Here is a 15621-nt window from a genome sequence, read left to right as displayed (position 1 = left end):
ACCACATGAAGCCGTCGATCATCCTGTACGCGTTCCTGCTGGGCTCCATGCAGTTGCCCGCCTGGGCGCAGCAGCCCGCCACGACCCCCGCCCGCAATGCGCAGAGCCAGGAGCGCCCGCTGGCCGCCCGCATCCTGGACGACCGGGTGGCAGGCGAATGGGGCCTGCAACCGCAGGAATGGGCGCGCTATCGCGACTTGATGGATGGGCCGCTGGGCATCTACTCGCCAAATCTGGACCCGCTGTCCGCCCTGGGCATCGAGGCGCGCACCGACGAAGAACGGCGGCGCTACGCAGAGCTGCAGGTGCAAGTCGAAGCGCGCCGCGTGGAGAAGCTGCTCGCGTACCAGCGCGCCTACGACGAGGCCTGGCAGCGCCTGAACCCCGGCATGCAGCGGGTGAACCTGTCTGACGAGAGGCCAGGCGCCGCCGCTGCGCGGGGCAGCGGTCGCACGGCAGTGTTCATCAAGGACGGCTGCGCGGCTTGCGGGCAACTCGTCCAACGCCTGCAATCCTCGGGTGCCGAGTTCGACCTTTACATGGTCGGCAGCCGCCAGGACGATGCGCGCATCCGCGACTGGGCCAAGCGCGCCCAGATCGACCCGGCCCGGGTGCGCAGCGGCGGCATCACGCTCAACCACGACGGCGGCCGCTGGCTGTCGCTGAGCCTGCCCGGCGATTTGCCTGCGGTTGTGCGCGAAGTGAACGGCCAATGGCAACGCCAGCCGTAACGGCGCTGCTGCGCGCACTGGCGCTCACTGCGGGCCTGTTCGCCTGCGCCGCCCATGCCCAGGAGGTTCCGCCACCGGCCTACCAGCTTGCCGCACAGCGCGCGGGCATTCCCTCGACGGTGCTCTACGCCGTGGCCTTGCAGGAGAGCGGCATGCGACGCAATGGACGCATCGTCCCATGGCCGTGGACCCTGAATGTCGCCGGCCAGTCGCGGCGCTTCGCCACCCGTGCCGATGCCTGCGCCGGTTTGCAGCAGGCGATGCGATCTACGCCACCCACGCGCATCGACGCGGGCCTGGGCCAGATCAACCTGGGCTACCACCCGCACCGCTACACCCATGCCTGCGACTTGTTGGACCCGTACCGCAATCTCGCCAGCGCCGCCGAGATCCTCAAGGAGCAGTACACCCCCGGTGAAGACTGGCTGCTGGCCATGGGCCGCTACCACCGGCCCGCGGGCGGTGAGCCTGCCGCCCGCTATCGACGCAGCGTATCCCGACACCTCGCCCGCGTGCAGGGCACGCACTCAATCGCCACGGCGCGAGCCGTGCGTCAGGAGTCGACCCCATGACGAAACCGCTCTGGACCCTGCGGGGCCTGCTCGCGCTGCTGGCGGCGCTGCCGTTGGTCGCGCATGCCGCCGAACCGCTGATCGTGGTCGAGGACCGCGGCGGCGCGTCGGCGCTGCCGTACTACGAAGCGCTTAACCTGCAGCCACGCGCCAACAGCGCGTTGCGGCCTCCCATTCCGACGCCGCAGATTCCCGCCACCCCCGCTGACGAGGCAGCGATGCTGCCGGTACGCAGCGCGAAGCTGATGCCCGGCTTCGTCGCGCGGCGCGTGATCGAGGCACCGGGCCTGCGGCCTTTCGTGGTCATCGGCGACGATGAGACCTCGCAAGCCTGGCTGCGCCGTCACGCGGCGTCGCTGCACGACCGCGGCGCGGTCGGCCTGGTGGTCAATGTCGAGACCGCGCAGGCTTTGGCGCGGTTGCGCGCACTGGCGCCTGGCGTGCCGATGGCCCCCGTGGCCGGCGATGATCTGGCCGAACGCCTGGGCCTGCGGCACTACCCGGCGCTGATCACGGCGACCGGCATCGAGCAATGAGGCCATGTCGGGGAAACAGCCCGTCGAAGTCCTGTTGCGCCCAGCGGTGGAGCTATACACCGTCGCGGCATGTGCGGGCGCCGCGTTTCTGTCCCTGGTGGCCCCGTGGTCGCTCGCGCTGAGCCCAGCCATGGGCGTCGGTGCCGCACTGGCGTTCGGCGCCTATGGCGCGATCCGCTACCGCGATGCGCGGGTGATCCTGCGCTACCGCCGCAACATCCGGCGCCTGCCGCGCTACGTGATGACGAGCAGGGACGTGCCGGTCAGCCAGCAGCGCCTGTTCGTGGGGCGCGGTTTCCTGTGGGAACAGAAGCACACCCACAGGCTGATGCAGACGTACCGGCCGGAATTTCGCCGCTACGTCGAGCCAACACCGGCATACCGGCTGGCGCGACGCCTGGAGGAGCGGCTGGAGTTCGCACCGTTTCCACTGTCTCGCCTCGTACGGCTCACGGGCTGGGATGTGTCATTCAACCCCGTGCGGCCACTGCCACCGGTAGGCGGCCTGCCGCGATTGCACGGCATCGAACCCGACGAGGTCGACGTCAGCCTGCCACTGGGTGAGCGCGTCGGCCATTCGCTGGTGCTGGGCACCACGCGCGTGGGGAAGACGCGGCTGGCCGAGTTGTTCGTCACCCAGGACATCCGTCGCACGAATGCAGACGGTGAGCATGAGGTCGTGATCGTCATCGACCCCAAGGGCGACGCGGATCTCTTGAAACGCATGTACGTCGAAGCCAAGCGAGCGGGTCGCGAGGGCGAGTTCTACGTCTTTCACCTCGGCTGGCCCGAGTTCTCTGCACGCTACAACGCGGTGGGGCGCTTCGGACGCATCAGTGAAGTCGCCACGCGCATTGCCGGGCAACTCTCCGGCGAGGGCAACAGTGCAGCGTTCCGCGAGTTCGCATGGCGCTTCGTCAACATCATTGCGCGCGCATTGGTGGAACTGGGGCAGCGCCCGGACTACATGCTGATCCAGCGGCACGTAATCAACATCGACGCGCTGTTCATGGAGTACGCCCAACACTACTTCGCCAAGACCGAGCCCAAGACCTGGGAGGTGATCGTCCAGATCGAGGCCAAGCTCAACGAGAAGAACATCCCAAGGAACATGATCGGGCGCGAGAAGCGTGTGGTGGCGCTGGAGCAATACCTCTCCCAGGCGCGCAACTACGACCCTGTGCTCGATGGCCTGCGCTCGGCGGTGCGCTACGACAAGACCTACTTCGACAAGATCGTTGCATCGCTGCTGCCGCTGCTGGAAAAGCTCACCAGCGGCAAGATCGCCCAACTCCTGGCGCCGAATTACTCCGACCTGTCTGACGCGCGCCCGATCTTCGACTGGATGCAAGTCATCAGGAAGCGCGCCGTGGTCTATGTCGGCCTGGATGCGCTGTCGGATGCTGAAGTCGCCGCGGCGGTCGGCAACTCCATGTTCTCCGACCTGGTGTCGGTAGCCGGGCACATCTACAAGCACGGGATCGACGACGGCCTGCCGGGTGCCTCGGCTGGCACGCGCATTCCCATCAACGTCCATGCCGACGAGTTCAACGAACTGATGGGCGACGAGTTCATCCCCCTTATCAACAAGGGCGGCGGTGCCGGGCTGCAGGTGACCGCGTATACGCAGACGCTCTCGGACATCGAGGCCCGCATCGGCAACCGCGCGAAGGCCGGCCAGGTGATCGGCAACTTCAACAACCTGTTCATGCTGCGGGTTCGGGAAACCGCCACCGCGGAATTGTTGACCCGTCAATTGCCCAAGGTGGAGGTCTATACCACCACCATCGTCTCCGGCGCGACCGATGCCTCGGACATCCGCGGGACGACGGACTTCACCAGCAACACGCAAGACCGCATCAGCATGTCGAGCGTGCCGATGATCGAGCCATCCCACGTCGTCGGCCTGCCCAAAGGCCAATGCTTCGCGCTGCTGCAGGGTGGTCAGCTCTGGAAGGTCCGGATGCCACTGCCAGCGCCTGACCCCGATGAAGTGATGCCGGCGGACTTGCAGCAACTGGCTGGGTACATGCGTCAGAGCTACAGCGAGGCCACGCAATGGTGGGAGTTCACCAGTTCCCCAGCCTTGCAGGAGGCTGCCTTGCCCGACGACCTGCTGGATGACGCCGCTCCGGCCGAGCCTGACGCGGTGGCCACCGGCGCCGACGACAGCACCGGCGAGGCCGCACCATGAAGGATGCCGCCTCGACCGCGCAGCGGGAGCAGAACCAGCGCCAGGGGCTGATCGTCGGCACCATCACCTTGCCGTTCAGGCTGCTCGGGGTGCTGATCGGTTCGCTGCTGTTCTCGATCGTGGTGGAGTGCGTCGGCATGCACCTGTTCTGGAAGGACCAGGGCTGGCGCCACTCCCAGCAGATGCTGCAGTACGAACTCGGGCACCTGTCGAACCACTTCACGCGCAGCGTGGTGGTGCAGGAGCCCGGGCGCACGGCGCACGAGCTGGTGGATACCGGGTACGGGTGGGTGTTCGTGCGCTCGGGGTTGCTGGAGCGCATGAGCCAGACCGCCGAGCGCGCCCGTGCGCCCAGCCGCGAGCCGACGCGCAACTTCCGCTATTACATCAGCCAGGCCTATGTCTGGGCCGAGAGCTACCTGATCGCCGCGGCCTTCACGACGCTCACGTTCCTCGTGCGCCTGCTGGTCCTGGTGCTCACGCTGCCGCTGATCCTCACTGCGGCATTCGTCGGCCTGATCGACGGCCTGGTGCGGCGGGACGTGCGGCGGTTCGGCGCGGGCCGGGAATCCGGCTTCATCTACCACCGCGCGAAAGCGAGCCTGATGCCGCTGGCCGTGCTGCCCTGGATCACCTACCTCGCGCTGCCGATCTCGGTGCATCCGCTGCTGATCCTGCTGCCCAGCGCAGCCTTGCTGGGACTGGCCGTGAGCCTGACCGCGGGCAGCTTCAAAAAGTACCTCTAGGCCATCAATCCGGTCGCTTCCGGGTTCCTATTGTTTGCGGCCTGAAACAGCCCTGATCTCCACGATCAACCCATTGCTGATCACACAGGAATGGCGCGATGTTGGCTTCGATCTGGCTGCGCGCCGCGCATCGCGGCGTGCCCACTTTTCTCGTGACGGCCCTCGTGCTGGGCCGGTCCCCGATGGCCTTGGCCGAGTCCCCGGCGCAGCGCCAGGAGTTGGTCGCCGCGCTGCGCCAGCTCGACGCGCTGGAACGCACCGTCGCGGACAGCGCCGCGCATACCCCCATCACACCGGGCGAGCGCTACCACTTCGATTACCCGCGGCTCCAGGCTGACTTGGCGCGCGTGCGCGCCGGCATCCAATTTCACCTGACGCCATCGCGCGCTCAACCGCGCGCCCCCTCCGAACTGGCCGGCGAATACCGCACCGAACGGGCGACCGAGCCGCTGCCGGCGACGACTGCGGAGGGCAAGCAATGAACGGCGCCCAGGTCTCGGCATTTCAAGCCAACAGCGGTATCGCGCCTTCCGCGATGGCGACCGTTCTGGTCGGCGTCGTGTTCGCGGTCCTGCTCGTGTGGGGCGTCTGGGCCATCCGAACGGCCTACGTGGGGTGGTCCGAGAGCCGCCTCAACCAGCGCCAGTTCCTCGGCGTCTGCATCCGCTTCGTCGCGATGTACCTCGTCCTGAGTTTCTTCCTTCTGTCCTGACCTGAAAGGCCCGACCATGCACAACCGCAACCTCACTTCCCGTTTTGCCCAGCGCGCCGCCGTGGCCCTGGGCGCCGCCGCGCTGCCGGCGCTGTCGTTCGCGCAAGGTCTGCCGCAATTGGAGAACCCCACGCGCGGCACCGGCAACGGCATCATGGAGACGATCCGCAACTACGGCTACGACATCATCATGCTCGTGGCCCTGCTGGTGGTGGCGTCGATGTTCATCGGCGTCTGCTACCACGCCTACGGGACCTACGCGGAGATCCACACCGGCCGCAAGACGTGGGGCCAGTTCGGCCTCACGGTCGCTATCGGCGCCGTGCTGCTTGTGATCGGCATCTGGCTGCTCACCGAAGCCACCGGCATCCTGTAAGCGAGGCCGGTATGTCCGAGCAGCAGCACGTCCGTGCGGACGGAACGGTCACCTTCCTTCCGCACCGGCTCAACCGCCATCCCGTTGTGGTGCGCGGCCTCACCGCTGACGAACTCTGGATTTGCTGCGGCCTGTCCGGTGCCGCCGGCCTGCTGGTCGGCGCGCCGCTGTCCTGGGTGTTCCGCACGATCGCGCTGGCGCCGACCTTCGTCGTCCTGGGCGTGGCGCTCGGCGTCTTCATCGGCGGCGGCATCCTGCGCCGCCTCAAGCGTGGGCGTCCCGACACCTGGCTGTATCGGCAACTGCAATGGCGCATCGCCACGCGCCATCCGCTGATGGCCGGCTGGGTGGGTGGCCATGTGCTGATCTCGCGCTCGGGCTTCTGGTCCACCCGCAGGAGCATGCGATGAGCCGCTTCAAAAACGAGATCACCCACCTGCAGGCGCACATCAAGACCTTGCGGCTGGCCGCGGGCGCGCTGGTCGTCGTCGCCCTGGTCATGGGCGGCGGCTGGTGGAGCGCGCCGCGCGACCTGACCATCCACGTCCCGCCCGACCTGCGCTCTGGCAGTACCCGCAAGTGGTGGGAAGTGCCGCCCGAATCGGTCTATGCGTTCACGTTCTACGTGTTCCAGACGCTGAACCGCTGGCCAACCAATGGCGAGGAAGACTACTCGCGCAACCTCCACACGCTCTCGCCGTACCTCACCCCGTCCTGCCAGGCCTTCCTGCGGGCGGACTATGACTACCGCCGCTCCACGGGCGAGCTGCGTCAGCGCGTGCGCGGCATCTACGAGATTCCCGGCCGCGGCTATGGCGACGACCCCACGGCGCGCGTGCGCACCGTGTCCGATCGCGACTGGGTGGTGACGCTGGACATCACGGCGGACGAGTACTACGGCGCCGAGCAGGTCAAGCGCGCCCTGGTGCGCTATCCGATCAAGGTCACGCGGGTGGACGTCGATCCCGCCCGTAACCCGTTCGGCCTGGCGCTGGACTGCTACGACGGCGCGCCCCAGCGCATCAGTGCACCGGAGCCGACGCGCCCGGCGCCGAGTGGCCTGTCTCCGCAAGCGCCTCAAGGAGGAAACACCCCATGAAGCACCCTGTACTCGCGCTGCTGGGGCTACTGGCCGTGGCCGCGGCACCCGTCGCCCATGCAGTGGAAATCCTGCGCTGGGAACGCATGCCACTGGCAGTGCCGCTGAAGGTCGGTCAGGAACGCATCGTGTTCATCGACCGCAACGTGCGCGTGGGCGTGCCCGCGGGCGTGGGCGAACGCCTGCGCGTGCAGAGTGCGGGGGGCGCGGTGTACCTGCGCGCCAGCGAGCCGATCGAGCCCACGCGGTTGCAACTGCAGGACGCCGACACGGGCGCGCTGATCCTGCTGGACATCGCAGCCGAACCACCCAAGGACGGGGAAGCCGAGCTGGAGCCGGTGCGCATCGTCGAGGGTGACAGCGCACCGGGACGCTATGGCGAGCAGGCCGACAGTGCCGAGGCCCCGGCACGCGCCCAGGGCCAAGCAGGTGCGCGGACCGCGCGGCGCGAAACTCCGGTCCCTGTCGTGCTGACGCGCTTCGCCGCGCAGAACCTCTACGCACCGCTGCGCACCGTCGAGCCGCTTCCGGGCGTCATGCGGGTCAACCTGCCCCGCGACCTCGACCTGGACACACTGATGCCAACGCTGCCCGTGCGCGCGGTCGCACTCGCGTCGTGGCGCCTGGAGGACCAGTGGGTCACTGCCGTGCGCCTAACCAACGGCAGCGGCGGCTGGATCACGCTCGACCCGCGCGTGCTGCAAGGCGATTTCCTCACCGCCACCTTCCAGCACGAGGCGCTGGGCCCGCGCGGCACGCCCGAGGACACGACCGTCCTGTACCTGGTCACGCGCGGCCGCGGTCTCGCGCAGTCGCTGCTGCCGGCGATTCACCGCTTCGACCCGGCCGTGCATCTGCCGCAGCCGGACGGCGACGAGAACACCAAGGAGGCCCGCCATGCGCAGTAACGGCCTGCTCAAGTGGCTGATGATCCCTGTTGCCATCCTGGTGCTGTTCGTCGGTATCCGGCTGTTCTCGGGTGGAGGCAGCACGGCGCCACCCGCGGCGGACAACGGCGCCCAGCTCACGCCCGATGAAATGAAGGCGCTGGGCATCGAAGGCGACACCCCGCGCGACACCGTGGCGACGCTCGTTGCCCAAGTGAAGCAGTTGCGCACCGAGCTTCAGACCGCGCTCTCGGACAACAAGTCGCAGCGTGAAGAGAACCAGCGACTGCGCCAGCGCGAGAACTCCATCGACCAGCGCATCAACTCGGCGCTCGAATCCGAGCGGTCCAACCTGCGCCGCGACCAAGAGCAGGCGGCCAGCGCGCGCCAGCAGACCGAAGGGCTGCTCGCCGACCTGCAGCGGCGTCTGGACAGCATCGGCGGGCGCGGCGGCGGCCATGCGGACCTGCCCGTGGGCCTGGGGCTGCAGGGCGGCGACGAGGCAGGCATGGAGGGCGGCGTGCGGTGGGTCGAGCCGGACGACGCAAAGCCCGCCGAGGGGCGCAACGGGGGGCGTGGCGCGAGCGGCGGCATGAGCTTCCCCACGAGCTTCGGCCCGGCGCAGAGCACGCTCGAAACCACTGCGGAAACCGTGGCCAACGCGGGCGCCCGCGCCGCCGGGGTCAAGAGTGCCAAGCCGGTCTACACCGTGCCGACCAACTCCACGCTCATGGGTTCGGTCGCCATGACAGCGCTGATCGGCCGCGTGCCGATCGACGGCACGGTCAACGATCCCTATCCGTTCAAAGTTCTGGTCGGGCCGGACAACCTGACCGCCAATGGCATCGACATTCCCGACGTGGCCGGCGCCGTGTTCAGCGGCACCGCTTCGGGCGACTGGACGCTCTCGTGCGTGCGCGGCCAGGTGCGCAGCATCACGTTCGTCTTCCACGACGGCACGATTCGCACGATCCCCGAAGACCGCGAGGGCAACCAGCAGAACAACCAACAGCGCGATGGCTTGGGCTGGATCAGCGATCCCCACGGCATTCCTTGCGTCAGCGGCGAGCGGCGCAGCAACGCCCAGCAATACCTCGGCTCGCAGGCCCTGATCACCGCGGCCGGCGCCGGTGTGGCCTCACTCATCGAGAGCGACAGCGGCCGCATGTCCTATGTCGGCTCGGACGGCTCCATCGGCACCGTGGGCATCACCGGCCAGGAAGCGGTCGGCCAGATTCTGGCGGGCGGCGTGCGGGACATGTCGGCCTGGGTCAACAAGTTGTACGGCCAGGCGTTCGCCGCCGTCTATGTCCAGCCCGGCGCCAAGGTTGCCGTCCACCTCGAAAAGCCGCTCGCCATCGACTTCGATCCCGAAGGCCGCAAGGTCGATCACCGCGCAGGAGAAAGCCATGCACTCGAACTTGACTAACCTGGCCCGTGGCCTGGCACTGGCCCTCGCCGTCGCGGTGCTTGGCGGCTGCGCCACCAGCAAGGAAAAGCTGCTGACCCACGGTGACCGCACGATGATGGACATCTGGCAGCAGGAGGCCGGCGACGGCGGTGGCGCAGCCGGACGGAACGCCGGCCGCCAGCTGCTCGATGCGCGCCAGAGCCTGCGTCGGCCCCTGACCGACGCCGACGTGCAGGTCGCACCCGTCGAGCAGATGCGCTACACGCGCACCGCGCGCAATGAGGTCCACCGCCAGTTCCAGCGTCTGCCCAATCCCGATCTCGTCATGTACGTGTATCCGCACCTGGCGGGCACGGACCCCGTGCCGGTGCCGGGCTACACGACGGTCTTCCCGCTCAACCAGCGCATCCAGTACGCCATGCCAGGCGAGCGCGTGGAGGCCTACTGATGCGGTGGAAACTTCCCTGGCCTAAGCCGGCCGCGCCGAAGCTGGCCGCATCCGGCGCTGGTGATGATGAGCAGCCGGACGGCTGGCAGCGCCACGTCGAGGCCTTGCGGCAGGTCGGCATCCCCGAACCCGGCTCGGCAGTCCGGGGCCGCAAGCCGGCGACGGAGGCCGACGAGCAGGCGCTGTACGACGTCGCACCGTCCTTCGTGGAACTGCTGCCCTGGGTGGAGTTCTTGCCCGAGTCGAAATCGATGCTCCTGGAGGACGGCCAATCGGTGGCCGCCTTCTTCGAGCTGGTGCCGCTGGGGACCGAGGGCCGGGAACCCGGCTGGCTCGCGCACGCCCGCGACGCCTTAGAAAACGCGCTCCAGGACAGCTTCGATGAACTGGACGAGAACCCCTGGGTGTTGCAGCTCTACGCCCAGGACGAACCGAGCTTCGACCAGTACATGCAGACGTTGCGCGACTACGTGCAGCCGCGCGCCCGTGGCACGGTGTTCACGGAGTTCTACCTGCGGTTCTTTGCCCACCATCTGCGCGCGGTGGCCAAGCCCGGTGGCTTGTTCCAGGACACGGTGGTCACACGCTTGCGCTGGCGCGGCCAGACGAGGCGTGTGCGCATGGTCGTCTATCGCCGCGTGACCGGACAAGGACAGGGCCAGGCAAACCGCCGGGGCCAGACACCCGAGCAGATGCTGAACATCGTCTGCGACCGCCTGTGCGGCGGGCTGGCGAACGCCGGCATCCAGGCTCGCCGCCTGGGTGCGGCAGACGTCCATGACTGGCTGCTGCGCTGGTTCAACCCGCGTCCGACGCTGCTCGGGCCTGGGGTCGAGGACCGGGAGCGCTTCTATGCGTTCGCGCGCTACCCCGCCGACACCGAGGCTGGCGAGATCGAACTGGCGAGCGGGCGGGATTTTAGCCAGCGGCTTTTCTTCAGCCAGCCACGCTCGGACGTGGAGCATGGCACCTGGCACTTCGACGGCATACCGCACCGTGTGTTGGTCACTGACCGGCTGCGCATGCCGCCCGGAACGGGACACCTGACTGGCGAAACCCGCAAGGGCGATGCGATCAACACGCTGTTCGATCAGATGCCCGAGGACACGACGATGTGTCTGACCATGGTGGCGACGCCCCAGGACATTCTCGAATCGCACCTGAACCACCTGGCGAAGAAGGCAGTCGGCGAAACACTGGCATCGGAGCAGACGCTCAAGGACGTGCAGGAGGCGCGCTCGCTCATCGGCAGCGCGCACAAACTCTACCGCGGCACGCTGGCCTTCTATCTGCGCGGACGCGACGAAGCCGAGCTTGACCGGCGCGGTCTGGACCTCGCCAACGTGATGCTCAACGCGGGGTTGCAGCCCGTTCGCGAGGACGATGAAGTCGCGCCGCTCAACAGCTATCTGCGCTGGCTACCGTGCTGCTACAACCCCGCGCAGGATCGGCGAAACTGGTTCACCCAACTGATGTTCGCCCAGCATGTGGCGAATCTCTCGCCGGCGTGGGGTCGCAGCCAGGGTACGGGCCATCCGGGCAACACGTTCTTCAACCGCGGTGGCGGGCCGATCACGTTTGATCCGCTGAACCGCTTAGACAGGCAGATGAATGCCCATCTATTCCTGTTCGGCCCCACCGGCTCGGGCAAGAGCGCCACGCTCAACAACCTGCTGAACCAGGTCACGGCCATCTACCGGCCGCGCCTCTTCATCGTGGAAGCCGGCAACAGCTTCGGGCTGTTCAGCGACTTCGCCAGGCGCCTGGGCCTGACGGTGAACCGGGTCAAGCTGGCCCCCGGATCGGGCATCAGCCTGGCACCGTTCGCGGATGCCCGCCGGCTGATCGAAACACCCAGCGACGTGCAGACGCTCGATGCCGATGCGTTGGACGAAGACCTGCCACCGGATGCCTCGGTCATGGAGGCAGACGAACAGCGTGACGTGTTGGGCGAGTTGGAGATCACGGCACGGCTGATGATCACCGGCGGCGAGGACAAGGAGGAAGCCCGGATGACGCGGGCCGACCGTTCGCTGATCCGCCAGTGCATCCTCGACGCCGCCGAACACTGCGTGGCTGAGAAGCGCACGGTGCTCACTCGCGACGTGCGCAACGCGCTGCGCGCCCGCGGTCAGGACTCGACGCTTCCCGAGATGCGGCGCATGCGGCTGCTGGAGATGGCGGACGCGATGGACATGTTCTGCCAAGGCACCGATGGCGAGATGTTCGACCGCGATGGCACGCCGTGGCCCGAGGCCGACATCACGCTGGTGGATCTGGCGACCTATGCCCGCGAGGGCTACAACGCGCAGCTCTCCATCGCCTACATCAGCCTGATCAGCACGGTGAACAACATCGCCGAGCGCGACCAGTACCTGGGTCGTCCGATCATCAATGTGACCGACGAAGGCCACATCATCACGAAGAACCCGTTGCTCGCGCCCTACGTCGTGAAAATTACCAAGATGTGGCGCAAATTGGGCGCCTGGTTCTGGCTGGCGACCCAGAACATCGACGACCTGCCGCGTGCCGCAGAGCCCATGCTCAACATGATTGAGTGGTGGATCTGCCTGTCGATGCCGCCCGATGAGGTCGAGAAGATTGCACGCTTCCGTGAACTCTCACCAGCGCAGAAAGCGCTGATGCTTTCTGCGCGCAAGGAGGGGGGGGAAATTCACCGAGGGCGTGATCCTGTCGAAGTCGATGGAAGTGTTGTTCCGCGCGGTGCCGCCGAGCCTTTACCTCGCGCTTGCGCAGACCGAACCCGAGGAGAAGGCCGAGCGCTACCAGCTCATGCAGCAATACGGCTGCACCGAGCTGGAAGCCGCCTTCAAGGTGGCCGAGAAGATCGACCAGGCACGCGGCATCGAGTCGCCCGCCTTGGAACTGTCGTAAGCCGGAGAACGCCATGGAACACAAACATCCTTCCATCCCGATGCAGGTGCAGGCGTTCCGCCGTCGGCGCTGGGGGACCCGCTGGCCGTGGGCGTTGGCTGCAGTGCTGGTTGCGCTGCTGCTGATCTGGCTCGTGTCCCGTTCGCCAGGCGGGTCCACACCTCAGACTTCGGCGCCAGTCAGCGAGACACAGGTGGCAGGGCCTCCGTGGCAGATGGGCAATCCGGAAGGTCGTTTCACACTGACGCTGTACGCGGACCTCGAATGCCCGTTCTGCCGGTCCTATTTCCCTGTGCTCAAACGTTGGGTGGCCGGCAATGCCGACGTGGCCTTGCAATGGCACCACCTGCCGTTGGCCGCACATGAACCGGCCGCTTCTGCCGAAGCGCGTCTGGCGGAATGCGCCGGCGAAGCCGGCGGGCATGCCACCTTCTGGCAAGCCGTCGAGTGGGTATATGCCCACACGCGCAGCGACGGCCAGGGCTTGCCCGAGGACCTGCGCTACCCCGACCTGACGCCAGCCATCGAGCAGTGCATCGCGAGCGAGCGGCCCGACGCGGCGATTCGTACCCAAACTGCGGAAGCCACGAACAGCGGCGTGACCGCCACGCCGTCGCTGCGGCTGCACGATCGCGAAAGCGGCAAGGCGATCCTGCTGCAGGGTCCGATCGAGGGCGATGCCTTGCTGTCAGCCATGGACATGCTCGCCGCCGGCGATCCCGCCACCACACCCACATCGGAAATGCCTGCCGACGTCGTCGGCGACATGCCCAGGTAGCCCCGGTCTTCAAGGCTACGGCGCAGTCCGCTGCGCTGACCGCAACCCGTTCGCCTCGCGTCCTGGCCGCGAACGATCACCGCTACCGCGGTGATGGATGCACCTTGTTCGTTCCCCAGGAGGGCTTGCCCTCCCAGGGCGCGCGCCCTCCGATCTCACCGTCTGGAGGTTCGCCATGTCTTTCGTCGTCAATGACTCCTACCTGGAGTCGCTTTCCGCCATCGCTACCCAACACGAGGACTGGATCATCCAGCAAGCCATCGTGCTGCTGGAGAGACGGATCTTCAAAGCTGGACCGTGCCTCAGCCGACCGGCCGCTGTGCGGGACTACCTGCGTCTGAAACTGGTCGCTGAGCCCAATGAGATATTCGCCGCTGTGTTCCTGGACAGCATGCACCAGGTGCTGGCCTACGAGCCGTTGTTCAGGGGCACGATCAACTCGACATCGGTCTATCCGCGTGTCGTCGCGCAGCGTGTGCTGGAGTTGAATGCCGCCGCGGTGGTCTTCAGCCACCAGCACCCCTCGGGCATCTCCGAACCGTCGAGCGCGGATCGCATGCTGACCCAGCAACTGCAGGTCGCGCTGGCGCTCATCGATGTGCGGGTACTGGACCACATCATCGTCGGCCAGGGTGCCCCGTTCTCCTTTGCGGAGTCCGGCCTGCTGTAAAGGTTGCACTGCTTCGTTGATCAGCGCGGAGGCTTCGGCCTCCGCTTTTTCTTCGCAGCGACGCAAGCAGGTATGCGGGGTGGCCGCGATGCGCATTGTTTGTTGGGGCCGCGTGGGGTTCGGCGTTTGACTATGGCCCTGATCAACTTCCGGGGCGCATGACATGCCAGCAGCTTTTACCCGGTTCGCACCAGGCTGGCGAACCCTTGGCCTGGCCGTGGCGCTGCCGGCATCTCTGGCCGTGTTCAGCCCGGCCACCTTCGCCGCCGACGTGGTGGTCGTCACCGACAGCCGCCACCCGGTCAAGACCGCCGGCGGCGAGCGGCTGATCGAGTTGGACGAAGCGCCCCGGATCGAGGCCGAGCTTTCCGCGGATCTGCCGGCCGACCCCGAGCGGGCAGCAGCCATCGTCCGGCAACGACTGAACCAAGGCGGCACCGATCTTCAGCGCCGCATCGGCACCGCCTACCAGGGCGTCGCCGATGCATGGAGCCTGGGCGTCGCCGCCATCCCGGCCGTCGTGGTAGATCAACGCTATGTGGTCTATGGCGAGCCGGACGTGGCCCGGGCGGTGTCCCGCATCGAGCAGTACCGGAGGACGCAGCCGTGACCCATCGCCCATTCGACTTGCTGCGCCGCCTGCGCGTCGCCGTGGCCTCGCTGCTGTTGGTCAGCGCCACCGGCAGCTACGCCCTGAACACCGCCACCATCGTGTCCTCCGTCATGTCGCCGGACTGCCTGGAATACCGGGTGGTGGGCATCTGCTACTGGCTCTACTGCACCTGGACGGGCTGCACGGTGCGCACGTCCACCAAGGTCCGGCACTACGTGCCCGATGCGGTCGTCTCCAGCTACAGCAACACCGGGGAGAACCCCTGGGTCGAAGTGCAGGCGATGAGCACGCCCAACCCATCCGCACAGGCAGGTGGGGATGGGACCACGAACGAAGACCACGAAAACAACCTCGCCAAATTCAAGAACAGCGATGTCATCGGCCATCCTGGCGGCGAGGTATTCAACCAGTTCGCATCGTCGTCGGGCTATTTCTGCCAAGGCGCGGGCACGGCCTTCATGCCGTATCTACTCAGCACGCTGGACACGCTGGCTTGGCGCTACAACGTGCCTGAAATGGCCTACCCGGAGGCGTTGATTCCGGGCATGCGCGAGGTCGGTGCGCGCACCACGATGAATCTCTGGGGCAACGTCTATCCGCGCGGCGGCTTCCTGCACCAGACCGACGACCAAAAATCCGGGGCTGTGGTGGCCCAGCGCGCGGGCGATGTCGTCACGCGCCGCGGGCAGATCCACGTGTACCAGCCGCTGCTTGCCAACGCCCGCGACGGCTACTGGCCGGCCGGCGAGCTGATGGAGGGTGATGCCTCTACGGGCAAGTGGCAGGAGCTGACGCCGCGCCTGTCCAACACCTGCGTGGTGTTCCCGCACAGCGGCACGCTGACCCAGGCCCAGCAAGGCGACTACGCCTGGGCGCTGTGGCGTCCCTATGCGTGCTGCGAACGCCGCGGTCAGGTGTTCCTGGGCAGCGTCGATTTCCTCTGAGGTGCCACG

General features: G+C 67.2%; 17 protein-coding genes and 1 pseudogene. All 18 read left to right on the top strand.

Annotated elements, in window-relative coordinates:
• Positions 1-5: 5 nt before the first annotated feature.
• The 18 genes and pseudogenes from CDO44_RS05300 (at position 6) to CDO44_RS05215 (ending at position 15612) form a co-directional block, all read left to right on the top strand.
• The gene (locus CDO44_RS05300) at positions 6-731 is read left to right on the top strand and encodes a TIGR03759 family integrating conjugative element protein (RefSeq protein ID WP_013391801.1); all 726 of its coding nucleotides are present in this window, start codon (positions 6-8) and stop codon (positions 729-731) included.
• A complete protein-coding gene (locus tag CDO44_RS05295) occupies positions 713-1303 on the top strand; it encodes a transglycosylase SLT domain-containing protein (protein WP_013391802.1) in 591 nt (196 codons plus the stop codon). Before CDO44_RS05300 ends, CDO44_RS05295 begins: the two co-directional genes overlap by 19 nt.
• Positions 1300-1839 (top strand): integrating conjugative element protein, encoded by a 540-nt coding sequence (locus CDO44_RS05290; protein WP_013391803.1) that lies wholly within the window; start codon positions 1300-1302, stop codon positions 1837-1839. Before CDO44_RS05295 ends, CDO44_RS05290 begins: the two co-directional genes overlap by 4 nt.
• Before the next feature lie 4 nt (positions 1840-1843).
• The gene (traD, locus tag CDO44_RS05285) at positions 1844-4033 is read left to right on the top strand and encodes a type IV conjugative transfer system coupling protein TraD (protein ID WP_013391804.1); all 2190 of its coding nucleotides are present in this window, start codon (positions 1844-1846) and stop codon (positions 4031-4033) included.
• Positions 4030-4779, top strand: coding sequence for a TIGR03747 family integrating conjugative element membrane protein (locus CDO44_RS05280; protein WP_013391805.1), 750 nt, complete (start codon positions 4030-4032; stop codon positions 4777-4779). The genes traD and CDO44_RS05280 overlap by 4 nt, the downstream gene beginning before the upstream one ends.
• Positions 4780-4877: 98 nt before the next feature.
• A complete protein-coding gene (locus CDO44_RS05275; RefSeq protein WP_013391806.1) occupies positions 4878-5261 on the top strand; it encodes an RAQPRD family integrative conjugative element protein in 384 nt (127 codons plus the stop codon).
• Positions 5258-5491: a TIGR03758 family integrating conjugative element protein gene (locus CDO44_RS05270; protein WP_003050225.1), complete on the top strand. Its 234-nt coding sequence runs from the start codon at positions 5258-5260 to the stop codon at positions 5489-5491. The genes CDO44_RS05275 and CDO44_RS05270 overlap by 4 nt, the downstream gene beginning before the upstream one ends.
• Before the next feature lie 16 nt (positions 5492-5507).
• The gene (locus tag CDO44_RS05265) at positions 5508-5867 is read left to right on the top strand and encodes a TIGR03745 family integrating conjugative element membrane protein (RefSeq protein ID WP_003090173.1); all 360 of its coding nucleotides are present in this window, start codon (positions 5508-5510) and stop codon (positions 5865-5867) included.
• 11 nt (positions 5868-5878) lie between these two features.
• Positions 5879-6277 (top strand): TIGR03750 family conjugal transfer protein, encoded by a 399-nt coding sequence (locus tag CDO44_RS05260; protein ID WP_003050133.1) that lies wholly within the window; start codon positions 5879-5881, stop codon positions 6275-6277.
• Complete coding sequence (locus CDO44_RS05255) at positions 6274-6966, top strand: PFL_4703 family integrating conjugative element protein (protein ID WP_003116810.1); 693 nt, start codon at positions 6274-6276, stop codon at positions 6964-6966. Before CDO44_RS05260 ends, CDO44_RS05255 begins: the two co-directional genes overlap by 4 nt.
• On the top strand, positions 6963-7874 hold the full coding sequence (locus CDO44_RS05250) for a TIGR03749 family integrating conjugative element protein (protein ID WP_003116809.1): 912 nt from the start codon (positions 6963-6965) through the stop codon (positions 7872-7874). The genes CDO44_RS05255 and CDO44_RS05250 overlap by 4 nt, the downstream gene beginning before the upstream one ends.
• Positions 7864-9282: a TIGR03752 family integrating conjugative element protein gene (locus CDO44_RS05245; protein WP_003116808.1), complete on the top strand. Its 1419-nt coding sequence runs from the start codon at positions 7864-7866 to the stop codon at positions 9280-9282. The genes CDO44_RS05250 and CDO44_RS05245 overlap by 11 nt, the downstream gene beginning before the upstream one ends.
• Complete coding sequence (locus tag CDO44_RS05240; RefSeq protein WP_003116807.1) at positions 9263-9712, top strand: TIGR03751 family conjugal transfer lipoprotein; 450 nt, start codon at positions 9263-9265, stop codon at positions 9710-9712. The genes CDO44_RS05245 and CDO44_RS05240 overlap by 20 nt, the downstream gene beginning before the upstream one ends.
• Positions 9712-12607 (top strand): annotated as a pseudogene (locus tag CDO44_RS05235) (conjugative transfer ATPase). The gene CDO44_RS05240 and the pseudogene CDO44_RS05235 overlap by 1 nt, the downstream one beginning before the upstream one ends.
• Before the next feature lie 13 nt (positions 12608-12620).
• A complete protein-coding gene (locus CDO44_RS05230) occupies positions 12621-13385 on the top strand; it encodes a thioredoxin domain-containing protein (protein ID WP_003116805.1) in 765 nt (254 codons plus the stop codon).
• Positions 13386-13560: 175 nt separating this feature from the next.
• Positions 13561-14055, top strand: coding sequence for a JAB domain-containing protein (locus CDO44_RS05225; RefSeq protein ID WP_003116804.1), 495 nt, complete (start codon positions 13561-13563; stop codon positions 14053-14055).
• Between the two features lie 163 nt (positions 14056-14218).
• Positions 14219-14665 (top strand): TIGR03757 family integrating conjugative element protein, encoded by a 447-nt coding sequence (locus CDO44_RS05220; RefSeq protein ID WP_003116803.1) that lies wholly within the window; start codon positions 14219-14221, stop codon positions 14663-14665.
• Positions 14662-15612 (top strand): TIGR03756 family integrating conjugative element protein, encoded by a 951-nt coding sequence (locus CDO44_RS05215; RefSeq protein WP_003116802.1) that lies wholly within the window; start codon positions 14662-14664, stop codon positions 15610-15612. The genes CDO44_RS05220 and CDO44_RS05215 overlap by 4 nt, the downstream gene beginning before the upstream one ends.
• Positions 15613-15621: the final 9 nt, after the last annotated feature.

The organism is Pigmentiphaga sp. NML080357 (genome assembly GCF_002188465.1).
Lineage (GTDB): Bacteria > Pseudomonadota > Gammaproteobacteria > Burkholderiales > Burkholderiaceae_B > Pigmentiphaga.
The sequence above is the reverse complement of the archived record's forward strand: the minus strand, read 5'-3'. Positions and strand labels throughout refer to the sequence as shown.